Origin of the sequence: Synechocystis sp. CACIAM 05, from assembly GCF_010222815.1 — a bacterium.
GTDB lineage: Bacteria > Cyanobacteriota > Cyanobacteriia > Cyanobacteriales > Microcystaceae > Synechocystis.
This window is the reverse complement of sequence record NZ_CP019225.1, coordinates 218,623-238,123: the sequence shown is the minus strand read 5'-3', so window position 1 is coordinate 238,123 and position 19,501 is coordinate 218,623. Positions and strand designations below refer to the sequence as shown.

Below are 19,501 nucleotides of genomic sequence, written 5' to 3'. Positions count from 1 at the left end.
ATGTTAGATAAACGCTGTAGCGGTATTCTGCTCCATCCCACCTCCTTGCCCAGTCGTTTCGGCATTGGGGACTTGGGGGACGGTGCTTTCCAGTTCATCGATTTTTTGGCGGACGCAGACCAGAGTGTATGGCAAATATTGCCGTTGGGCCCCACCGGATTCGGCAATTCCCCTTACCTTTGTTATTCTGCCCTAGCGATTAATCCTTGGTTGATTAGCCTCGATCGCCTAGAAGAAGAAGGATTTTTGCCACCGGGCCTATTAGACCAAGCCCCAGAATTTACCAATCCCAGGGTGGACTATGACCAGGCGATCGCCTACAAATCCCAAGTTTTAAAACAGGCCTTTGCCCAATTCAGCACCAACATAGAGCCAGCAATTGAGCAGGAATTTGAGGAGTTTTGCCGGGCCCAAAGTGATTGGCTAGCAGATTACGCCCTATTCATGGCCATCAAAGAAGCCCACAATGGAGCCGGTTGGCACCAATGGGACAAGGACATTGCCTGGCGGGAACCGGAAGCCCTGAAAATCTGGGGCGATCGCCTGAAAACGGAAGTTTTATACCATCAATTTTTGCAATTTCTTGGTTTTCGCCAATGGCAGGAAGTCAAAGCCTACGCTAACCAACGGCACATAGCCATTTTTGGGGACCTACCCATCTACGTTGCCCACGATAGCGCTGACGTTTGGGCCAATCCAGAGAACTTTTGCCTTGATCCGGAAACCGGAGAAGCGGCCATGATGGCTGGGGTACCACCGGACTATTTCAGTGCCACAGGGCAACTCTGGGGTAATCCTGTGTACGACTGGGAAACCCTCAAAGCTACGGGCTTTGCCTGGTGGATTAAGCGTTTTAAAGCCAATCTGCAATATCTAGACATTGTCCGCATTGACCATTTCCGGGGCTTCGAGTCCTATTGGGGAGTGCCCCAAGGGGAAAAAACTGCTGAAAATGGCGAATGGTATCCAGCCCCCGGCAAGGAATTTTTCCAAGCCCTAGGGAAAGCCCTGGGTGATAATTTACCCATTGTGGCCGAAGATTTGGGGGTAATTACTCCGGAAGTGGAAGCGCTACGGGATGAATTTAACTTTCCCGGCATGAAAGTATTGCACTTTGCCTTTGACTCCGACCGGGGTAATCCCTTTTTGCCCTTCAACTACAGCAATGGCAATGCGGTGGTTTATACCGGTACCCACGACAACGACACCACCGTGGGCTGGTTCCAGGAACGGTCAGAGGAGGATCAGCAAAAGGTGATCAATTACCTCGGTTGTGTTTGTAACGAAGGTATCCATTGGAGCTTAATTCGCCTAGCATCCAGTTCGGTGGCTGCCCTCGCAATTTTTCCCCTCCAGGACATCCTCGGTTTAGGGGGTGACTGTCGCATGAATTTACCGGGCACTGCGGCGGGCAACTGGGGTTGGCGTTACCATCCCGACCAACTCAACGATTGGCTATCGGGGCATTTGAGTTTCATTACGGAGCTTTACGGACGGCGCATTTACCACACAGACTAGGGACAAGCCCATAGGTTTGGGACATTTGGGAGTGCCTTGGCGTAACCCCGATTGAAACAAGGCTCCTGCTTTCCCCGTCTGGGATGGGGAAGTTTACCCTAGGGGTTATGCTCAACTACATTTGGTTTGCAATTATTTTGCTATCGGTGATAGCCGGGACGGTGACGGGCAAAATTGAAGCAGTGACGGAGGCCGCCATTGAAAGTGCCGGGACAGCGGTGGAACTTTCCATTGGTTTGATTGGCATTATGGCCCTGTGGTTGGGCATGATGAAAATTGCTGAAGCGGCCGGCTTGGTGGAATTAATTGCCAAGCTGGTTAAACCCATCACTATCAAACTCTTTCCCGATGTGCCCCCAGAGCATCCGGCGATCGGCTCCATTGTGTTGAATATGTCCGCCAATATTTTGGGACTAGGTAATGCGGCCACCCCTTTGGGCTTAAAAGCGATGCAGGAGTTGGAGGAAATCAATCCCAATAAAAGTATTGCCACCGATGCCATGTGTATGTTTTTAGCTATTAATACTTCCAGTGTGCAATTAATTTTGCCTGCTACTGTGGTGGGTTTAATGGGGACGGCGGCCAATGACATTTTTTTCTCAACAATTTTGGCTACTACTTGTTCCACGGCAACAGCCATTATTGCAGCTAAACTTTTAGCCCGACTTAAGATATTTGCTTTGCCACCTGTATTGACCATCGAAGAAGAAGCAAATTTATAAGCCCTTATTAGAAAGATTTGGAAAGTTACGTTGTTGGGAAAGACTCTCTTTAAACTCTCCTTAAGAAAGAGCAATTTCTGCCGTTTTTCTCCTTTCCCACGAGGGATGAATAGGCATTTTTAGACTTTTAAAACACGCTCTCAGATAAGTTTATCTTTAAGACGAGATCAGTTCTAATTAGTCCCTAAAATCTGGTAGCCAGTCTTCAGTCAGTATTTCTTCCACCGTAGCAATAGGTTCTAGAGGGAATAAGTTTTCATCTAAGCCGGTTTTGAGACTGGTGATTTGCCGAGCATCTTCATAAATTTCTTGGGCAACTTCTCGAAAATAAGGTTTCAAACTAGGACTACGTTTAAGCAAACGTCTGAGTTGTTTCCGTTGTTCCAAAATTGTCACCCTCCATCCCCTTTGATTGTAGTCCCGCTCCTGTGACCAATAGGCTAGTTTTAGCAGGTGCTCATAAATAACCAACAGGCGACTTTCTAACTGATGTTTCTGTTCGTTACCCAAATCCTGTAACTCCTCCACTAAGCTATTCCAGTCAAGTTTGTCAATATCTCCTTCCTGGATCTGATTAATGGTAGTTTCTATCCATTGATAAAAGTCTAGTTCGTAGATTCTGGTCAATAATTCAGGGGCATTGGGCATTTAGACCTCCTGCTCTAAGAGTCTATTTACAAAGTTTTATTTTCCCTCCCCAATTTCCTAACATGAGGGGAGTTTTACTTAATTTTGCCCAAAACTTAGGGCCAGGGAAAGCGTTTAAAACACGACCTCAAGCCCTTTGATTATGATTCTAGCAAGGGACACAACTTGTATGTCCGAAATTGTGTTTGAAAAACGGCCTATTTTCCCAAATCTAGAGGTTGATTTGATTATAATCCGCAAATTTAGTCGATCAAGTCAAGTCCAGCAAGGGAAGTTTAAGTTCAAATATCAACCTATCAACTGGTTTGTGATTAGAATATGAGCTCCGGTTGTTCCATCTAATGTGCAACAATTTCCCGTCTTGAGTCGTCAATAAAATTCCTGTTGTTGGGTCAGATATTTGATGCTCGAATCCGTCGCCGATATTTTTAATGCTGGAGCAAAATATGTTATTCCCTTTTTGCTCTGTGGCATTCCCTTTTATGGCCTGGTGGTCAAAAAAGTTAAAGTTTACGAAGTTTTTGTGGACGGAGCCCAGGAAGGTTTCACCATTGCCGTGAGGATTATTCCTTTCCTGGTGGCTATGCTAGTGGCGATCGCCATGTTTCGGGCTTCTGGCATGCTGGATTTATTGCTGACGGTGCTTAGCCCAGTGTTGAGTTTGGTCAATTTTCCGCCGGAGAACTTACTTTTGGCCCTAATGCGTCCCCTTTCCGGCAGTGGTTCCTTTGGTTTGTTTGCTGACTTGGTAGAACAACATGGCCCCGATTCCTTGATTGCGAAAACTGCGGCCACCATGTTTGGTTCCACGGAAACCACATTTTACGTACTGGCGGTTTATTTTGGTTCAGTGGGTATTAAAAAAATTCGCTATGCCCTTCTGGCCGGGCTGATGGCCGATGTAGTGGGGATTTTTTCAGCAGTTTATATCTGCCAATTTTTGTTTGGCTAACTGCCTATATTTTTGCTAATTTTCAACTTTATCTCCACAAGCTTGGACACACAGATCCGCTACTTGCAAAGCATATAAACTAGCTTCTGAGTCCACATAAAGGGGCTTACCAGTGGTTAAATGATCCAACACAGCTTCCGTGTCTTGTTTGAATAGTCCCCGACGACTACCAACGATAATTTCCGTTTCCGTTTGTGCTTGAATTAGCTTACCGGTTTCCCCAACAAAAATTAATGTACCTTGATCTCCGTGGAGGGTGAAAATCCTTTCATTTTGGTGAAAAACTTCCCCTTTGCCATAGATAACCTCCGCTTTAAGACCATTATTAAACTGGAGATAGGCGGTGGCTAAACAAGCCCGAAAATATTCCGGATTAGGCTGATCCCAAAAACGACATTGGGCATCCACCTGCTGTACTGTACCGAATAAATCCGTAAACCGACTGATGCGGGACAAGGCCGCCACTAAAGGAAAGCCAAATTGCTGATGGTGATAGGTCCAACGTTGGGGAGCGGGATTTTGTCCCATGATGGTGCTGTAGCGGGCGTAGAAAACCTCACCAATTTTGCCTAGGTTCTGGCGAATGGCTTGGTGTACTCCCCCCAATAGTTCAATATGTTCCACATGCAGTAATTTACCTTTTTCCCGGGCTAACTGTTGTAGTTTTTTGCCCATGGCATAGGTTAACGCTAAAGGATATTCCAACACCACATGTTTACCGGCTTGCAATGCCGCCTCGGCGATCGCCCCATGGAGTTGATTAATGGTGGCAATGAGCACTAAATCTATCTCTGGATCATTAACCAATGACTGCCAAGATTGCCGGGGACTAACTCCAAATGTATCCGCAAATTTAGCCGTGTTAGCTTCACTATGACCCCAAAAGCTCACTAACCGACTACGGAGATCGCCTTGGAAAACTTCCGCCCGACGTTGGGCCGCATAGCCAGTACCCACAATCCCGACCCGCACCGGCGTAGCAACAGCAAAATTTTCAGACATAGCACCTTAGGAAAAATCAAAAAAGACTGGCTCAACCAATAATTGCTGTGAACTTATTCGCGTTATTCCGTCAGTCCGTGTTGCAGGGCAAAGCGAACCAACTCAGTGCGGCTATTGGTACCAGTTTTGGTAAATAAACGACTCACATACTTTTCAACGTTGCGGACACTGGTTTTTAACTGGGCCGCAATTTCTTTGTTCATTAAGCCCTGGGAAACTAAATCTAAAACGCTCTGTTCCCTAGGGGTAAAATCCAGCTTGATCGGCGATGGAGTGGTGTGGATACCGCTGGGTTGGCCAATTTGCTCCTTTAAAGCCCGGATTTCTTGGTAAATTTCCTGCAACTTTGCCGATTCACTGCCCGCATCGCTACTTGCCTGTTGACGAGCTAATAAATTACGGACGATCGCCTCCAATTCATCGGGGTCAAAGGGCTTGGATAAAAAAGCGTCACAGCCAGTTTGATAACCTTGAATGCGATCGCCAGTCATCCCCCGGGCTGTGAGGAACACCACCGGCAACGACTGGAAGCGGGCATCCTCCCGGAGCTTTTGCAAAAACTGATAACCGTCCACCTGGGGCATCATAATGTCGGAAATGACCAAAGCCGGCAAATGGTGCTGAAGATAATCCCAAGCTTCCGTGGCATTGGCCGCTAAATCTACCTTAAAATCACCACTATCTTCTAGGAACGCCTGCACGGATTCCCGTACACCGGGTTCATCATCAACTAACAATAGGGAAATGGGTTCTGCCATGGCGGTAATGCAGTCGTGCAAAGGTAAATAGGGCGGTTTAGTAGGAGGCGATCGTAGCAGGTTGCCAGACTGGCTGATTCCTCCCCCCATCAGCCTATCACGGGGGCTAAACTCAAGAAAAACTAGCCTGGGGCGCAGTAAACTCAAGCCTACCCGGGGTTGAGTCAATCCATCCCAAGAAACCGTTTGGCAACTCCCACTCCGGCCCCCAAGTTTGCTTGGGCTAGTCTATTGCCCACAAGTCAGTGGCGTGGAAAAGCTTTGAAAACGGATTCTTAGGTAAAATCGCCCCTGTTAGAATGGCAAAAGTGAAAATTTCTGTAAATCCTTGCTAATGCGTATTTGGAGACGATGAAATATCCCACTTGGTTACGCCGCATCGGCGGTTACTTATTGGCTTTTGCAGTGGGCACGGCTTTTGGTATCGCCAATTTACCCCATGCAGTGGCGGCGGCGGACGATTTGCCCCCGGCTCCTGTGATTACCGCCCAGGCATCGGTACCCCTGACCTCAGAAAGCTTTGTGGCGGCGGCCGTATCCCGTTCTGGGCCAGCGGTGGTGCGCATCGATACGGAGACAGTGGTAACCCGTCGCACTGACCCCATTTTGGACGACCCATTCTTCCAGGAATTTTTTGGTAGATCCTTCCCCGTACCTCCCCGGGAAAGACGCATTGCCGGCCAGGGTAGTGGCTTCATTATCGACAACAGTGGCATTATTCTCACCAACGCCCATGTGGTTGACGGTGCCAGTAAAGTGGTGGTGACTCTCCGGGATGGCCGCACCTTTGACGGTCAAGTTCGGGGCACAGATGAAGTGACAGATTTGGCTGTGGTGAAAATTGAGCCCCAGGGTTCTGCCCTACCAGTGGCCCCCCTTGGCACTTCCAGTAATCTGCAGGTGGGAGATTGGGCGATCGCCGTGGGTAATCCGGTGGGATTAGATAATACAGTTACCCTAGGAATTATTAGCACGTTGGGAAGATCCGCCGCCCAGGCCGGTATCCCCGATAAGCGGGTGGAATTTATTCAAACCGATGCCGCCATTAACCCCGGCAATTCCGGTGGCCCGTTGCTCAATGCCCGGGGAGAAGTGATTGGTATTAACACAGCTATCCGAGCTGATGCTACTGGTATTGGTTTTGCCATTCCGATAGATCAGGCCAAGGCAATTCAAAATACCCTCGCTGCGGGGGGAACAGTGCCCCATCCCTACATTGGGGTGCAAATGATGAATATCACGGTGGACCAAGCCCAGCAGAATAATCGCAATCCCAATTCTCCCTTTATCATTCCTGAAGTGGATGGCATTTTGGTGATGCGGGTCTTGCCCGGAACCCCCGCTGAAAGGGCCGGTATCCGTCGGGGAGATGTCATTGTGGCGGTGGACGGTACTCCCATTAGCGATGGTGCCCGCCTACAGCGCATAGTAGAACAAGCCGGTTTGAACAAAGCTCTCAAACTCGACCTACTCCGGGGCGATCGCCGTTTAAGCCTAACCGTACAAACTGCCCAACTTCGTAATCCCACCAGTTAAGTTTCCCGTACCTCACCCATCCAAACTTTAACCATGAAAAGACGTTACCTTTTAGAAGTGGGCACCGCCTCCTTGGGAGCTTTCTGGCTAGCTCAATATGTGCACTCAACCAACCAATCCCAACCCCAACTTAAATCCGAACTAGAACCTCAAATCATGCCTAAAACAAACGAAGTTTTTGAAGTCACCAAAACCGATGCAGAATGGCAACAACAACTAAGCCCGGAAGCCTATAAAGTGCTCCGCAAACATGGCACGGAAAGAGCTGGTACTAGCCCCCTGGATAAAAACTATGATTCAGGTACCTACGAATGTGCTGGTTGCGAGCTTCCCTTATTTTCTTCCGAAACCAAGTTTAATTCCGGCACTGGTTGGCCCAGTTTCTATGCCCCCTTGGAAAATGCTGTGGCTTACACCGTCGATAAATCCTTTTTCATGACCCGCACTGAAGTTCATTGCGCCCGTTGTGGCGGCCACCTAGGTCACGTTTTTGACGATGGACCCCAACCCACCGGCAAACGCTATTGCATGAACGGTGTTTCCCTCAAGTTTGTCGGCGCTTAGGTTTTTTCTTGGTCTTCTCAACTTCAATTTTTCAGCGTTAATCAACGCTTATTACTGTGAGCTCTTACCGTCCCCAACCTCGGTCAACCCGACGAAGGATGACTAAAAAGTCACCGAAAGCTAACGGTGGCTTTTTCCCCGCCCTGATGCTGGTGGGTTTGATCGGGGCAGGGATTTGGTATTTCAGCCCCAGCGGTGGTTCCAAGAATTTGCCACCCGTTAACCTAGGGGCGATCGCCGACAATTTGCCCCAGGGCATTAACCCCAAAACCCTCGTAGTGACCCAACGGGTAGATAATCCCATTGCCGGTAACACTAAAAGCTTTTCCGTGGATGGAGGGGAAAGATTAGACAATTTGGCTCGTACTATTACCTACCAAGGCACTTCTGTTAAAGAATTAGCTGATTTGATCCGCCCTTTGGCCAGTAATGATTGGGAAAAGGCCCGTTTAGCCTATAGCTGGATTACCCAAAATATTGCCTATGACGTGCCCATGGCGGAAACCCGCAACATAGACGACCTCCGGCCGGAAACAGTGCTTGCTCGGGGGGAAACCATCTGCTCTGGCTACTCCAATTTGTATCAGGCTTTAGCGAAGGAATTAGGGTTAGATGTGATCATTATTGAAGGTTTTGCCAAAGGGGGAGACGTGATTGTAGGGGATGATCCGGACGTTAACCACGCTTGGAACGGGGTAAAAATAGACGGTCAATGGTATTTACTCGATACCACCTGGGGAGCAGGCATTGTCAGTGATGGCAAGTTCGAGGCTAAATTTAACCCTACCTATTTTGCTACAGCGCCGGAACAGCTAATTGTCAGCCATTTTCCTAGGGAAAGCCAATGGCAGTTATTGCCCCAACCCTACGATCGCCAAACGTTTGATCAGTTACCCGCGTTGACCCCCAGATTTTTCCGGGATCAAATAGCGTTGGTTAGTCATCCCAAAAATGACATCGTCGCTGGTGGGGATTTAGAAGTGATTCTCCGTACGGGTAATGATGTGCAGGTGGTGGCCCAGTTAATGGATAACAACGGTCAACCCTTGGATAAGCAATATACCCTCAGCCAAAGTCAGCAGAGCCAGGTGACAGTCAATGCCGCCTTTCCCCAACCGGGAGAATATCAGTTATTAATTCTCAGTAAAAATTCCCAGGAAGATACCTATTACCAGGCGATCGCCTACGATGTGAAGGCCCAGGGAGCAGGACAAGCATTTCCCAGCACCTATGGCACATTTAGTGAAAAGCAGGTGCGGTTAATTTCCCCATTGGGAAGGAATTTACCCCAAAACCAAGCTAGCTATTTCCAAATTCAAGTGCCGGGGGCGGAAAAAGTGGTCTTAGTGGATGAGCAACGGCAAGAGTTAATTCCCCTAGACCGCACAGGGGACGTTTTCACCGGCTCAGAAATTATCCGCTTTGACAATGTGACCGTAGCAGCCCAGTTCCCCGGCAGTAATCAGTTTTGGAGTTTACTGGAATACGAGTAGGGCAATTGACCTTAGCTATGGGGAGAAAAGTTTTGCCCGATCGCCATGGTTATTGAACCTAATCCAGGGATGCAAGGGGGTCAGGAATGGTATCGGAGGGAGCTTCAAATTCTCCAGTTAAGACATATTCCAACCGGAGTTTTACCCAAACAATAAAAGACTTATTGGTGGAAATAATTGCTACATTTTTTTCGGGAGCTTTCGCCTTTACTTCTGCCAATGCCGGTGCGTTAAGAAAAGCCGGTTGAATCACTTGCCAAAAGTCAATTTCCTTATTTTTTTCGGCATAATCCCGTCGCCGTTCTTTCAGCACTTCTTCAAAGGGTTCCTCTTCCAGGAGAAATTTTTGACTTGCCAAAGCGTAATAATAGGTAGCCATATAGTTTGTTTTATGTTTTATAAAAAATAAATACTGATTGACTTTAACGATGGGTGGGCTCGTCAATGCCCAACTTTCCACCCTACCACGGGCTCAGCACTAAAATGGCAGGCCCAACATGGCTAATTTCATTTCCCGCACGGCCCTTTCCATGCCCACTAGAATGGCCCGGCTCATGATGCTGTGGCCAATGTTTAATTCCTCCATGCCCGGTAATTCCGCCACTGGGCGCACATTCCAATAGGTCAATCCATGGCCAGCGTTGATCCTTAACCCCAGTTCCAGAGCAATGTCACAGGCGATCGCCAGAGACCCCAACTCCATAGCTTGATCGTCAGTGGTGGGGGCATTGGCGTATTTGCCCGTATGTAATTCAATGAATTTTGCTCCGGTTTGGGCAGAGGCTTTCAGTTGGGCCACATCCGGGTCAATGAAGAGGCTCACGGGAATATGTCGGGATTGTAACTGCTCAACTACTCCCAGCAAATAGTTCAAGTTCCCAGCCACATCCAAACCCCCTTCCGTGGTGACTTCTTCCCGCCGTTCCGGTACCAGGGTGACGTAATCCGGTTTAAGGTTGAGGGCAATTTCCACCATTTCCTTGGTGGCGGCCATCTCCAGGTTTAAGTGGGTGCGCACCGTTTTTCGCAATATTTCCACGTCCCGCTCTTGAATGTGGCGACGGTCTTCCCGTAAATGGGCTGTAATGCCATCCGCCCCGGCCAGTTCGGCCAACACAGCGGCGGCGATCGGGTCTGGCTCCACCGTTTGGCGGGCTTGGCGAATGGTGGCTACGTGATCGATGTTGACCCCCAATGTTAGCAAAGCAAACCTCTCAATGATTTTGGATTTTGTTGATCTAAGCGGACTTACTATTTTAAGGGAATTGATGACCAATCCGTAGTTGGGGTTCTAGTCCATGGCATCGGTGGAAATGTTTGATTTAATAGGGGTGTCGGCATAGTATCCCCCTTGCAGAGATTGGTATGGAAATTGGTGTTCCCAAGGAAATTAAAGACCAGGAATTTCGGGTGGGGCTGACCCCCAGTAGTGTACGGGCATTGCTGAGCCAGGGCCATCAAGTATTTGTGGAAGAAGGGGCCGGAGTCGGGTCTGGCTTCCCCGATGGAACCTACGCAAAGGCGGGAGCTGAGTTAGTTGCCACTGCCAAAGAAGCTTGGAACAGGGAATTGGTGGTGAAAGTGAAAGAGCCTCTCCCTGAAGAGTATGAATATTTAACTTTGCCTAAGTTGTTGTTCACCTATCTCCATTTAGCGGCGGAACGTACCCTGACCGAAGCTCTAATTAAATCTGGCATTACGGCGATCGCCTATGAAACGGTGGAATTAGCTGATGGTCAATTGCCATTGTTGGCCCCCATGAGCCGCATTGCCGGACGATTGGCGGTGCAGATGGGTGCCCATTATTTGGAAAAACAACAGGGAGGCCGGGGAGTTCTATTGGGAGGCGTACCCGGAGTCAAGGCCGGACAAGTAACTATCCTCGGCGGTGGCGTAGTCGGTACAGAAGCAGCCAAAATGGCGATCGGACTGGGGGCCATGGTGACCATCCTAGACATCAATGTAGACCGTTTAAACCAATTGGGAGAACTGTTCGGTTCCCGGGTGGATCTGCGCTACAGCAATGCCAGCCAAATCGAAGACCTGTTGCCCCATACAGATTTGCTTATCGGCGCAGTATTGATCACAGGTAAGCGGGCCCCAGTGTTGGTTTCCCGCCAGGAAGTGGAGCAAATGTTGCCAGGGGCGGTGATTATGGATGTGGCGATCGATCAAGGGGGCTGTGTGGAGACTTTGCGGGTAACTTCTCATAGTCAACCCAGTTACATCGAAGCAGAAGTAGTTCATGTGGGCATTCCCAATATGCCAGGAGCCACTCCCTGGACAGCAACCCAAGCGTTGAATAATAGTACATTGCCCTATGTATTGAAATTGGCCAATCTGGGGGAACAGGCTTGGGAAAATGATTTGCCGTTGGCGAAAGGAGTCAATGTTCAAGCCGGACAATTGGTGCAAGGGGCGGTAAAAACGGTATTTCCTGATTTGTAATGGTCAACCTCAATCAACAAGATTTGCCCCTGGTCAATGCGTTAAAAGCCCTAGCTCAACAACCGGATACGCCTTTTTATGCGCCGGGCCATAAAAGGGGTCGGGGTATTTCCCCTAGTTTTAAACAATGGTTGGGGCCAAACCTCTTCCAAGCTGATCTGCCGGAATTACCGGAATTAGATAATCTCTTTGCTCCCACCGGGGCGATCGCCAAAGCTCAGGAGTTAGCAGCGGATTTATGGGGGGCAGAACACACTTGGTTTTCTGTTAACGGTTCCACCGCCGGTATTGTGGCCGCAATTTTGGCTACCTGTGGGGATGGGGATAAAATTCTCTTGCCTCGGAATGTTCACCAAGCGGCGATCGCCGGCATTATCCATGCTGGGGCAGTGCCAATATTTTTGGAACCGGAGGTTAACCCCGATTGGGATTTGGCTTTGGGGGTGACGGAGGAAACTTTAAGTAAAGCATTACAAGAACATGACGATGCTAAAGCGGTATTTTTGCTTTATCCTACCTACCACGGTGTTGTGGGGGACTTACAAAAGTTAGTTGAATTAAGTCATGGGAAAAATTTACCCGTCATTGTTGATGAAGCCCATGGTGCCCATTTTGCTTTCCATCCATCCTTACCCAGACCGGCTTTAGAATTAGGGGCGGATATTGTCATCCAATCCACCCATAAAATGCTGGGAGCTTTGAGTCAATGTGCCATGATCCATGGCCAAGGAAACTTAATTAATCCCCCAAGAATTAGTCAATGTTTGCAATTAATTCAATCCACTAGTCCCAATTATGTTTTATTGGCTTCCCTCGATGATGCGCGGCACCAAATGGCCAATGGCGGCAGAGAAAAGATGGCGGAAGTATTGAATTTTACCCTCCATTATCGGCAACAATTAAGTCAAATTCCTGGGTTAACTTTATTAGAAATTACCAAACCTTTGCCCGGAGCTTTAACCCTCGATCCCACCCGTATTACCGTCGATGTCACTGCCTGGGGAATGTCAGGATTCGAGTTAGATGATTTGTTACGGGAAAAGTTTCAAATTACGGCGGAATTGCCCACCCTAAGGCAGTTAAGTTTTATCGTTAGTATTGGCAATCAAGCCCAGGATTTAGAAGGTTTATTGGCAGCTTTAACCCAGTTAGTCCCTACGAATCTTCAACAACCTTCTTTTCATCTAACTTTACCCGTCTTACCCGGTACTATTCTGGCTATGACTCCACGCCGAGCGGCCCATGCTGCCCAAAAATCGGTAACCGTTAATGAAGCGATTGGGCAAATTAGTGCTGGTCTGCTTTGCCCCTACCCCCCCGGTATTCCCGTCCTTGTTCCCGGAGAAATTATTACCCCGGAGGCGATCGCCTTTTTGGTAGAAGTTTTAAATTTAGGGGGTACCATCAGCGGTTTAGCTAGCGAAGAATTAACTCATTTGGCTGTGGTGAATTAAACCAAGATTAATAAGTTTAAAATGATTTGTGATTAAAACTTTCATACGTAGGCGATCGCCTGATAAACAGGTTACACTCAAACAAAGTCAGAGGAGACCAGTTAGTTTAAATCCATGACAGCCATCCAAACCCTTCCTTCGGAAAAGAAGCTGAAAATCCGCTGGGAAAAACTGCCGGATGATTTCATTTTGCCCGATGATCCTGTGGAAAGTAATTTACAGCCTTTATTAGCCGCCGCCCTACGGGAAGCCCTGGAACTAGCTGGCCTGATTTTGGAAGCTAGCCTAATTGCTACCAATTTTGGCATTTGCGCCACGGTGGACGAGAAAACCGTCGTTAAAGCCCCAGACTGGGTTTACATCCCGACCGTTGAACCACTCAAAGATGGGGTAATCCGGCGCAGTTATACGCCCAACGCTGAAGGCGATCGCCCGTTGGTGGTGATGGAGTTTATTTCGGAAACGGAGGGAGGAGAATATTCCATCAATCCTTACTATCCCTACGGTAAATGGTACTTTTATGAACAAATTCTACGGGTGCCCATTTACGCAATTTTCCATCCTAAAACGGATTGTTTGGATGTCTATTGGTTGATCGATGGTAGATATCAAAAGCAGGAACTTGGAGCTGATGGCCGGGTCTGGCTGGAGGAAATGGGCCTATTTTTGGGAGTTTGGCAGGGCAAAAAAGCAGAAATAACCACTGGCTGGCTGAGATGGTGGGATAAAGATGGCAATCTTCTGCTCTGGGGTCAGGAAAGTTTAGACCTGGAAAGGCAACGCCTAGTTGAAGAGCGGGAAAAAACTAAGCAGGAAAGACTAAGAGCAGAGCACGAAAAATCAAGGGCAGAGAAATTAGCCAACAAACTTCGGGATCTGGGAATTGATCCAGATAGTCTCTAGTGGCTCCGGGTTAAGGAGAGCTAAAAGGGGAAACGCCCAATTATGCCGTTAAGCTGGAATGAGATTAAAAAAAATTAGTTTCATTGCATGTCGGCGATCGCCTGGCGGGCCATGGAAGCAATACCTTGATCAGTAGCTTTGGGGAGTTGATAATATTTGCCCCCGGCTTTTTGGGCTAATTCTTTGCCGAAGCCAGTGGAAACAAATTTTTTCTCGGTGTTGATCACCAACAATTGCATCCCTAAACCGCGAATCTTGGCGGCAATTTCTAACAATTCCGCTTTGATATCAGGCTTTTGTCCTTCGGGAATTTCATCGCCCAGGGAACGGGCCAAGGGAATATTACCCCGACCATCGGTAATGGCCACAATTACCACCTGCCCAATATCCCCGGATCGTTTAGCATTCATACCCACATTTACTGCTTGCATCAAGCCGTGGGAAAGGGGAGAACCACCGCCACAGGGCAACGTTTCCAGGCGTTTTTTTGCCATGGCAATGGAACGGGTGGGGGGCAATAGTACTTCCGCATTTTCCCCCTGGAACGGAATGAGGGAAACCTGATCTCGATTTTCGTAGGCTTCTGTGAGCAATTGCATCACCGCCCCTTTGGCGGCCTGCATACGATTCAAGGCCATGGAACCCGACGCATCCACCAAAAACACAATTAACGCCCCGGCTTTCCGCACTAACTTTTTACCCCGAATATCTCCCTGCTCCACAATTACCTGGCGATCGGGATGGCGTAAACGACGGGATTTTTGGTAGGGGGAAGCGGCCCGCAACGTGGCATCCACAGCAATGCGGCGGACTTTTCCTTTGGGCAAAATTGGTTTGAGATAGCGACCTCGGTCATCGGAAAAAATTACGGAACGACTGCCGGATTTACCTTGTTTCTGGGCCATCTGGGCAAAATACAGCACGGAGGGATCAAGGCTTACTCCTTCAGGATCAAAAATGAATTCTTCCGGAATGCTGGGGGGATCCTGTTCCGCTTCCGGTTCATTATCTTTGTCGTCTTCCTTGTCATCCTGTTGATCCTCTTGCTCGTCTTTCCCTTCATCCTGATTTTGGGGAGGGGGCGGCGGCGGCGGGGCCTGTTCCGGAGGCGCGGGATTGTCCATCAACACGCTACGGGGCACAATCACCAATTCCACTGCCTGCCGCAGATCATCAGCCTGCACATCACTACGGCCATCCAAAGCGGCGATCGCCTTGGCCACCCGCATAGCAAACAATTCCCCCCGATGGCCCTGGAGACCACCCCGGATCGCTTCCTCCACTAAATAACCCACTTGTTCCGGGGTTAAACTCACTTCCTTGAGCCATTCCCGAGCCAGAATAATGGTGGTTTTGAGGTCGTCCAATTCAGCGTCGTACTGGTCAATAAAACTAATGGGAGAATCAGCATAGGCTAGTACCTGCTCCACTGCGGCCACCCGTTGATCCAGCCCTAAAATACCGTCCGCACTCAAGGCGATCGCAATGCGGTCCAGTAAATGGCGGCGCAACGGCCCTTCTTCCGGGTTATAGGTGGCAATTAATAAAGGCTGGCAGGGATGCTGAAAACTAATGCCTTCCCGCTCAATCTGGTTTTTGCCTTCCGTTAACACCGTTAGTAATTGGTTGGCAATCTGGTCATCCAGCAAATTCAACTCGTCAATGTACAACACGCCCCGATGGGCCTGGGCCAGCAATCCCGGCTGAAACACCGCTTCCCCCTGCCTAACGGATTTTTCCACATCCACCGATCCCAACAGGCGATCCTCCGTGACCCCCAGGGGAATTTGAATAAAGGGAGCGGGAATTACCTGGGTTTCAAATTGATTCAGGGGAACATCGGCAAATTTTTCTAGGGTGTCATCATCCCAACTGCCGGGATTTTTTGGATCGCATTGGTAACGGTTGCCCTTAATGATTTCAATGGGAGGAAGCAAAGTGTGAATTGCCCTAGCCATGACCGATTTGGCTGTGCCCCGCCGTCCGGCAATAACAATGCCCCCCAAGCCAGGATCGATCGCCCCTAGGAGTAAAGCCAGCTTGATTGCCTCTTGGCCTACGATCGCCGTAATGGGGAAATTGAGGGGAATAAAGGGGGTCAGGGTGGTCATGGATTGAATAGTTAACTGTGCCGACGGAGGAAATAGCTGAGCAACAAGTTAACATCATCTCTGGTGGCCCTGGACTTCCGCAACTTTTTTCGGATTGTTATGGAATATTGAGGTGGACCTTCCGTTGATTTGTAAGCTCCCTTTCCCCTTGATTTTGCCCAGAGCCTACCACCATGTTACCTGACAAAAAACTCGGTTCCCCTAACCATCGATTCCACCACTGGTTAGCCCACCAGGCGATCGCCGCTTTGGATAACGCCCAAGTCAGTGCCCAGGCGATCGAATCCATTGAGAAAAACTATTTTGACGGGGGTAAAATCGCACCTGACAGTCAAAGGGGCGTTAATACTTACAACTATTTTAAATCTACTTTGGAGCGAGAATTACTTAAAATCAAATTTAACCTAGCTCGCTTCAATGCAACTAACTTATTGAACAACGGCAAAGATTCCCAGATAACAGAAGCCGAAATTATTGTCAAATTGGATGCCATTGAAAAAATTATTGCCAAATATCGTTTTTCTGAAGATTTAGCAGAAGTCAACCCCCTGTCTCCCACCGAAATTAGTAATATCCCACCAAAACGTAGTAACTTCTTTAACATTCAACGGGATTTATCCGTGCAGGATGCACAGGATGAGCAAAAAATTTTGCAAAATCTCCGTAATCTCAGACTTCAAAGGCGCATTGCCACTCGTTTTTTAATAGTTCTTATTTTCATTCCTTTGACAGTTCAAATACTGACTAAAAACTTAGTTTTTGCCCCCTTGGTACAACACTTCCGAGTAGATATAGTTGCCTGGGAAAAAATCCACTATCAAGAGGAGACCATTGAACACTATTTTGAAGAATTTGCTCGCTATAAAGAAACTTTAGAAATTAAACAGCTTCTATCAGAAAATCAACCTTTCAACCAGGAAGAAATTCATCAAGAACTAAAGAAGAAAGCTGAAGAATTAATCCGCCAGGCTGCTACTAACAGCCAACAAGGCATAGTTAATCTCTTGGCTGATGTTGCTGGATTAGTGACTTTTGTGGTTTTGATCATTGTATTTCGTGGCAAATTTATTATTACTCGCCAATATCTAAGTCAGTCTTTTTTAGCATTGAATGATGTTACCAAGGTATTCATTTTTATTTTATTAACAGATATGTTTGTTGGCTTCCATTCGGCACATGGTTGGGAAGTGGTATTGGAAAACTTGACAAGCCATTTTGGACTACCAGAAAATCGCCATGCTGTTTATATTTTTATCGCTACAGTGCCTGTCTTTTTAGATTCACTATTTAAGTTATTAATTTTCAACTACTTTACCCGCCAGTCCCCAACCTCTGTGGCTATTTTAGAAAAAATGCAACAATAGTCGTCTTGCTTCGCATTTATGAAGTAGATGTATTTGTGAATTCTAAATTTAAGCTCACACAGGCACAACCGGAGATAAAACCCATTGGAATACATATACGAAGTGGAACCTACATAAACCGTGTCGCAATAGGGAGGATAAGTGGCGATCGCCACCTTTCCCAACAGTGAGATTTCCGCAGATCCAATGGCTCGATTGTGTTGTACCCGGATTAGCTACATATCAGACCATGGACAGTTCAAAATCTCTGCCTGGAATTAACCTCGTTCCAACTGGATATAGTTAATTTGCCATTCCGAGCTATGTACTTTTTCTGTCAGCCCATCCCCATTGGTGGCAGTGAGAGGGCGTCATGTCGGCAATAAATTAATCATTTTCGTAGAATAATGGGGGTTGACTCAGGCAAAATTTTTGATTTGTGAACTTTGTGGATGATCTCAGCGAATTTCCCCGACAGAATAGTAACCATGGGGGCACAGTAAACCGAAATAATTGCCAGCTAGTGGTCGTTGAGGCGATATGTTAGTCACCGACTCTCTTTTGCTGGACTATAAGCGTTGTCAACGCCGGGCCTATCTCAACACCCACGGCTCCAGTGAGGAGCGCCGCCCGGAGCGGGACTTTTTGCTTAAGCTGCGTCAAGAAAGTCAAAGACATATCCAGGAAGTTCTGGAGGAACAATTTCCCCATTATCGGGAACCGGAAACCCCCACCTATCTTGGCCAAGAACGGGCCCAGGAAACCAAAACCCTAATGGCCCAGGGGGTAGATTGCATCTATCGGGGTTGTCTTTACCACAGTTTGCCGGTCAATTTACACACCGACAACAACGGCCATTTACCAATGCTGGAACTGTTGGGCCATCCCCATTTATTGGTTAAAGTTCCTGGTGAATCCCGTTGGGGGCCATGGCAATATCGGCCAGTGAGTATCCAATTGGGTCGTCGGCCAAAACCGGAGTACAAAATTCTAGCCGCCTTCTATGCCCAGTTGTTGGCGGTACATCAAGGACCATTGCCCCGTTGGGTAGAAATTATTTTGCGGCGGGGTAATTCTTACTCGGTGGATTTGTTGGAATGGTTGCCCCGTTTTCACCAAACCCTAGCCGACTGTGTGCAAACCCTAATTCATCAGCGGGAACCAGAGGTATTTATTTCTCGCCAACGATGTAATCTCTGCCACTGGTATGACCATTGCTACGCCATCGCCCAGGAGCAACAACATCTTTCCTTGGTACCCGGTGTTACCCCCAGCCGCTACGAATCATTGCAAACAGTGGGAGTCTTAACCATTGATTCCCTCGCCCGACTGCAAACCCAGCAAGTGGCCGAATTAATGGGCACGGCGATCGCCGAACAGTTACAACAACAGGCCTTGGCTTTGGTGGAAAAACGGGCCATGGCGAAGGAAAAAAAAGCTTATCCTCTGCCCCGATCGCCAGTGGAATTATATTTCGACATTGAAGCGGAACCGGAACGAAATTTGGATTATTTACTGGGGGTAGTGGTGGTTGATCATGGGCAAAAAACGGAAAAATTCTATGGTTTTATGGCCAAAGATCCCGAAGAAGAAGGCTTAATTTGGCAGGAATTCGTCCAGTTAATCCAGACCTATCCTAATGCTCCCATTTATCACTTTTCTGAGTATGAACGGGAGACAATTAAAAGATTAGGAAAACTTTATGGAACGCCCCCAAAAGTACGGGAAAAAATCCTCGAACAATGTTTTGATTTACATCATTATGTGGTCAACCATGTTATCTGCCCGGTGGAAAGTTACTCCCTCAAGTCCCTAGCGAGTTGGTTAGGTTTTCAATGGCGGGATGCCCAGGCCAGCGGTGATCAGTCGGTCTGTTGGTATGACAATTGGTTAACCACTGGCGATCGCCAATTTTTGGAATTAATTTTGCGCTACAACGAAGATGATTGCCGAGCCACCTGGATTTTAAAGGATTGGTTAACAAAATTTTTAGGCGGTCCAGCTTAATTAATCAACCAAATCTTGGGCAATATTAGGAAAATTCGACCT

The 19,501-nt window shown here is 47.9% G+C and carries 17 protein-coding genes; 11 read left to right on the top strand and 6 right to left on the bottom strand.

Annotated features, from left to right (window positions below; all coding sequences use genetic code 11):
- Together malQ and BWK47_RS01125 are read left to right on the top strand one after the other, a co-directional pair.
- On the top strand, positions 1 to 1,518 hold the full coding sequence (gene malQ / locus BWK47_RS01130; RefSeq protein ID WP_162327242.1) for a 4-alpha-glucanotransferase: 1,518 nt from the start codon (positions 1 to 3) through the stop codon (positions 1,516 to 1,518).
- 83 nt (positions 1,519 to 1,601) lie between these two features.
- Positions 1,602 to 2,240, top strand: coding sequence for a nucleoside recognition domain-containing protein (locus BWK47_RS01125; RefSeq protein ID WP_237269735.1), 639 nt, complete (start codon positions 1,602 to 1,604; stop codon positions 2,238 to 2,240).
- A gap of 177 nt (positions 2,241 to 2,417) precedes the next feature.
- Here the strand turns inward: BWK47_RS01125 and BWK47_RS01120 are convergent, their stop codons facing one another.
- The gene (locus BWK47_RS01120; protein WP_162327241.1) at positions 2,418 to 2,888 is read right to left on the bottom strand and encodes a DUF29 domain-containing protein; all 471 of its coding nucleotides are present in this window, start codon (positions 2,886 to 2,888) and stop codon (positions 2,418 to 2,420) included.
- 403 nt (positions 2,889 to 3,291) lie between these two features.
- Here BWK47_RS01120 and BWK47_RS01115 point away from each other — a divergent pair, with 403 nt between their 5' ends.
- On the top strand, positions 3,292 to 3,840 hold the full coding sequence (locus BWK47_RS01115; protein ID WP_162327240.1) for a spore maturation protein: 549 nt from the start codon (positions 3,292 to 3,294) through the stop codon (positions 3,838 to 3,840).
- Between the two features lie 15 nt (positions 3,841 to 3,855).
- Here BWK47_RS01115 and BWK47_RS01110 read toward each other — a convergent pair whose 3' ends face one another.
- Both BWK47_RS01110 and rre1 read right to left on the bottom strand, forming a co-directional pair.
- Positions 3,856 to 4,842, bottom strand: coding sequence for a Gfo/Idh/MocA family protein (locus tag BWK47_RS01110; RefSeq protein ID WP_162327239.1), 987 nt, complete (start codon positions 4,840 to 4,842; stop codon positions 3,856 to 3,858).
- A gap of 62 nt (positions 4,843 to 4,904) precedes the next feature.
- Complete coding sequence (rre1, locus tag BWK47_RS01105; RefSeq protein WP_014407067.1) at positions 4,905 to 5,600, bottom strand: two-component system response regulator Rre1; 696 nt, start codon at positions 5,598 to 5,600, stop codon at positions 4,905 to 4,907.
- 351 nt (positions 5,601 to 5,951) lie between these two features.
- Between rre1 and BWK47_RS01100 the strand changes: the two genes are divergently transcribed.
- The 3 genes from BWK47_RS01100 (at position 5,952) to BWK47_RS01090 (ending at position 9,193) form a co-directional block, all read left to right on the top strand.
- Entirely contained in the window at positions 5,952 to 7,136 is a 1,185-nt protein-coding gene (locus tag BWK47_RS01100; protein WP_010871425.1) for an HhoA/HhoB/HtrA family serine endopeptidase, read from the top strand.
- A 33-nt stretch (positions 7,137 to 7,169) separates the two neighbouring features.
- Positions 7,170 to 7,700 carry a peptide-methionine (R)-S-oxide reductase MsrB gene (msrB, locus tag BWK47_RS01095; protein ID WP_162327238.1) on the top strand — a complete coding sequence of 177 codons (531 nt, stop codon included), beginning with the start codon at positions 7,170 to 7,172 and terminating at the stop codon, positions 7,698 to 7,700.
- Between the two features lie 98 nt (positions 7,701 to 7,798).
- Complete coding sequence (locus BWK47_RS01090; protein ID WP_237269734.1) at positions 7,799 to 9,193, top strand: transglutaminase domain-containing protein; 1,395 nt, start codon at positions 7,799 to 7,801, stop codon at positions 9,191 to 9,193.
- A gap of 58 nt (positions 9,194 to 9,251) precedes the next feature.
- Here BWK47_RS01090 and BWK47_RS01085 read toward each other — a convergent pair whose 3' ends face one another.
- Entirely contained in the window at positions 9,252 to 9,653 is a 402-nt protein-coding gene (locus BWK47_RS01085) for an MgPME-cyclase complex family protein (RefSeq protein ID WP_204250442.1), read from the bottom strand.
- Between the two features lie 18 nt (positions 9,654 to 9,671).
- Positions 9,672 to 10,397, bottom strand: coding sequence for a pyridoxine 5'-phosphate synthase (locus BWK47_RS01080; RefSeq protein ID WP_162327236.1), 726 nt, complete (start codon positions 10,395 to 10,397; stop codon positions 9,672 to 9,674).
- Positions 10,398 to 10,558: 161 nt separating this feature from the next.
- Between BWK47_RS01080 and ald the strand changes: the two genes are divergently transcribed.
- From ald to BWK47_RS01065, 3 genes are all read left to right on the top strand, one after another.
- Positions 10,559 to 11,641 carry an alanine dehydrogenase gene (gene ald / locus BWK47_RS01075; protein ID WP_162327235.1) on the top strand — a complete coding sequence of 361 codons (1,083 nt, stop codon included), beginning with the start codon at positions 10,559 to 10,561 and terminating at the stop codon, positions 11,639 to 11,641.
- A complete protein-coding gene (locus BWK47_RS01070; RefSeq protein WP_162327234.1) occupies positions 11,641 to 13,095 on the top strand; it encodes an aminotransferase class I/II-fold pyridoxal phosphate-dependent enzyme in 1,455 nt (484 codons plus the stop codon). The genes ald and BWK47_RS01070 overlap by 1 nt, the downstream gene beginning before the upstream one ends.
- Before the next feature lie 114 nt (positions 13,096 to 13,209).
- Entirely contained in the window at positions 13,210 to 13,998 is a 789-nt protein-coding gene (locus BWK47_RS01065) for a Uma2 family endonuclease (protein ID WP_162327233.1), read from the top strand.
- Positions 13,999 to 14,078: 80 nt separating this feature from the next.
- Here the strand turns inward: BWK47_RS01065 and bchD are convergent, their stop codons facing one another.
- Complete coding sequence (bchD, locus tag BWK47_RS01060; RefSeq protein WP_162327232.1) at positions 14,079 to 16,109, bottom strand: magnesium chelatase ATPase subunit D; 2,031 nt, start codon at positions 16,107 to 16,109, stop codon at positions 14,079 to 14,081.
- Positions 16,110 to 16,282: 173 nt separating this feature from the next.
- Between bchD and BWK47_RS01055 the strand changes: the two genes are divergently transcribed.
- Both BWK47_RS01055 and BWK47_RS01050 read left to right on the top strand, forming a co-directional pair.
- Positions 16,283 to 17,473, top strand: a complete 1,191-nt coding sequence (locus BWK47_RS01055) for a CemA protein (RefSeq protein WP_162327231.1) — start codon at positions 16,283 to 16,285, stop codon at positions 17,471 to 17,473.
- Between the two features lie 519 nt (positions 17,474 to 17,992).
- The gene (locus BWK47_RS01050; RefSeq protein WP_162327230.1) at positions 17,993 to 19,459 is read left to right on the top strand and encodes a TM0106 family RecB-like putative nuclease; all 1,467 of its coding nucleotides are present in this window, start codon (positions 17,993 to 17,995) and stop codon (positions 19,457 to 19,459) included.
- Positions 19,460 to 19,501: the final 42 nt, after the last annotated feature.

What these genes read in the sequence shown, in the direction of transcription:
- BWK47_RS01055 (WP_162327231.1), top strand. Translation starts at nt 16,283, where the DNA reads ATGTTACCTGACAAAAAACTCGGTTCCCCTAACCATCGATTCCACCAC.
- ald (WP_162327235.1), top strand. Translation starts at nt 10,559, where the DNA reads ATGGAAATTGGTGTTCCCAAGGAAATTAAAGACCAGGAATTTCGGGTG.
- BWK47_RS01090 (WP_237269734.1), top strand. Translation starts at nt 7,799, where the DNA reads ATGACTAAAAAGTCACCGAAAGCTAACGGTGGCTTTTTCCCCGCCCTG.
- BWK47_RS01070 (WP_162327234.1), top strand. Translation starts at nt 11,641, where the DNA reads ATGGTCAACCTCAATCAACAAGATTTGCCCCTGGTCAATGCGTTAAAA.
- BWK47_RS01100 (WP_010871425.1), top strand. Translation starts at nt 5,952, where the DNA reads ATGAAATATCCCACTTGGTTACGCCGCATCGGCGGTTACTTATTGGCT.
- BWK47_RS01110 (WP_162327239.1), bottom strand. Translation starts at nt 4,842, where the DNA reads ATGTCTGAAAATTTTGCTGTTGCTACGCCGGTGCGGGTCGGGATTGTG.
- bchD (WP_162327232.1), bottom strand. Translation starts at nt 16,109, where the DNA reads ATGACCACCCTGACCCCCTTTATTCCCCTCAATTTCCCCATTACGGCG.
- BWK47_RS01050 (WP_162327230.1), top strand. Translation starts at nt 17,993, where the DNA reads ATGTTAGTCACCGACTCTCTTTTGCTGGACTATAAGCGTTGTCAACGC.
- rre1 (WP_014407067.1), bottom strand. Translation starts at nt 5,600, where the DNA reads ATGGCAGAACCCATTTCCCTATTGTTAGTTGATGATGAACCCGGTGTA.
- BWK47_RS01065 (WP_162327233.1), top strand. Translation starts at nt 13,210, where the DNA reads ATGACAGCCATCCAAACCCTTCCTTCGGAAAAGAAGCTGAAAATCCGC.
- malQ (WP_162327242.1), top strand. Translation starts at nt 1, where the DNA reads ATGTTAGATAAACGCTGTAGCGGTATTCTGCTCCATCCCACCTCCTTG.
- BWK47_RS01125 (WP_237269735.1), top strand. Translation starts at nt 1,602, where the DNA reads ATGGGGAAGTTTACCCTAGGGGTTATGCTCAACTACATTTGGTTTGCA.
- BWK47_RS01115 (WP_162327240.1), top strand. Translation starts at nt 3,292, where the DNA reads ATGCTCGAATCCGTCGCCGATATTTTTAATGCTGGAGCAAAATATGTT.
- msrB (WP_162327238.1), top strand. Translation starts at nt 7,170, where the DNA reads ATGAAAAGACGTTACCTTTTAGAAGTGGGCACCGCCTCCTTGGGAGCT.
- BWK47_RS01120 (WP_162327241.1), bottom strand. Translation starts at nt 2,888, where the DNA reads ATGCCCAATGCCCCTGAATTATTGACCAGAATCTACGAACTAGACTTT.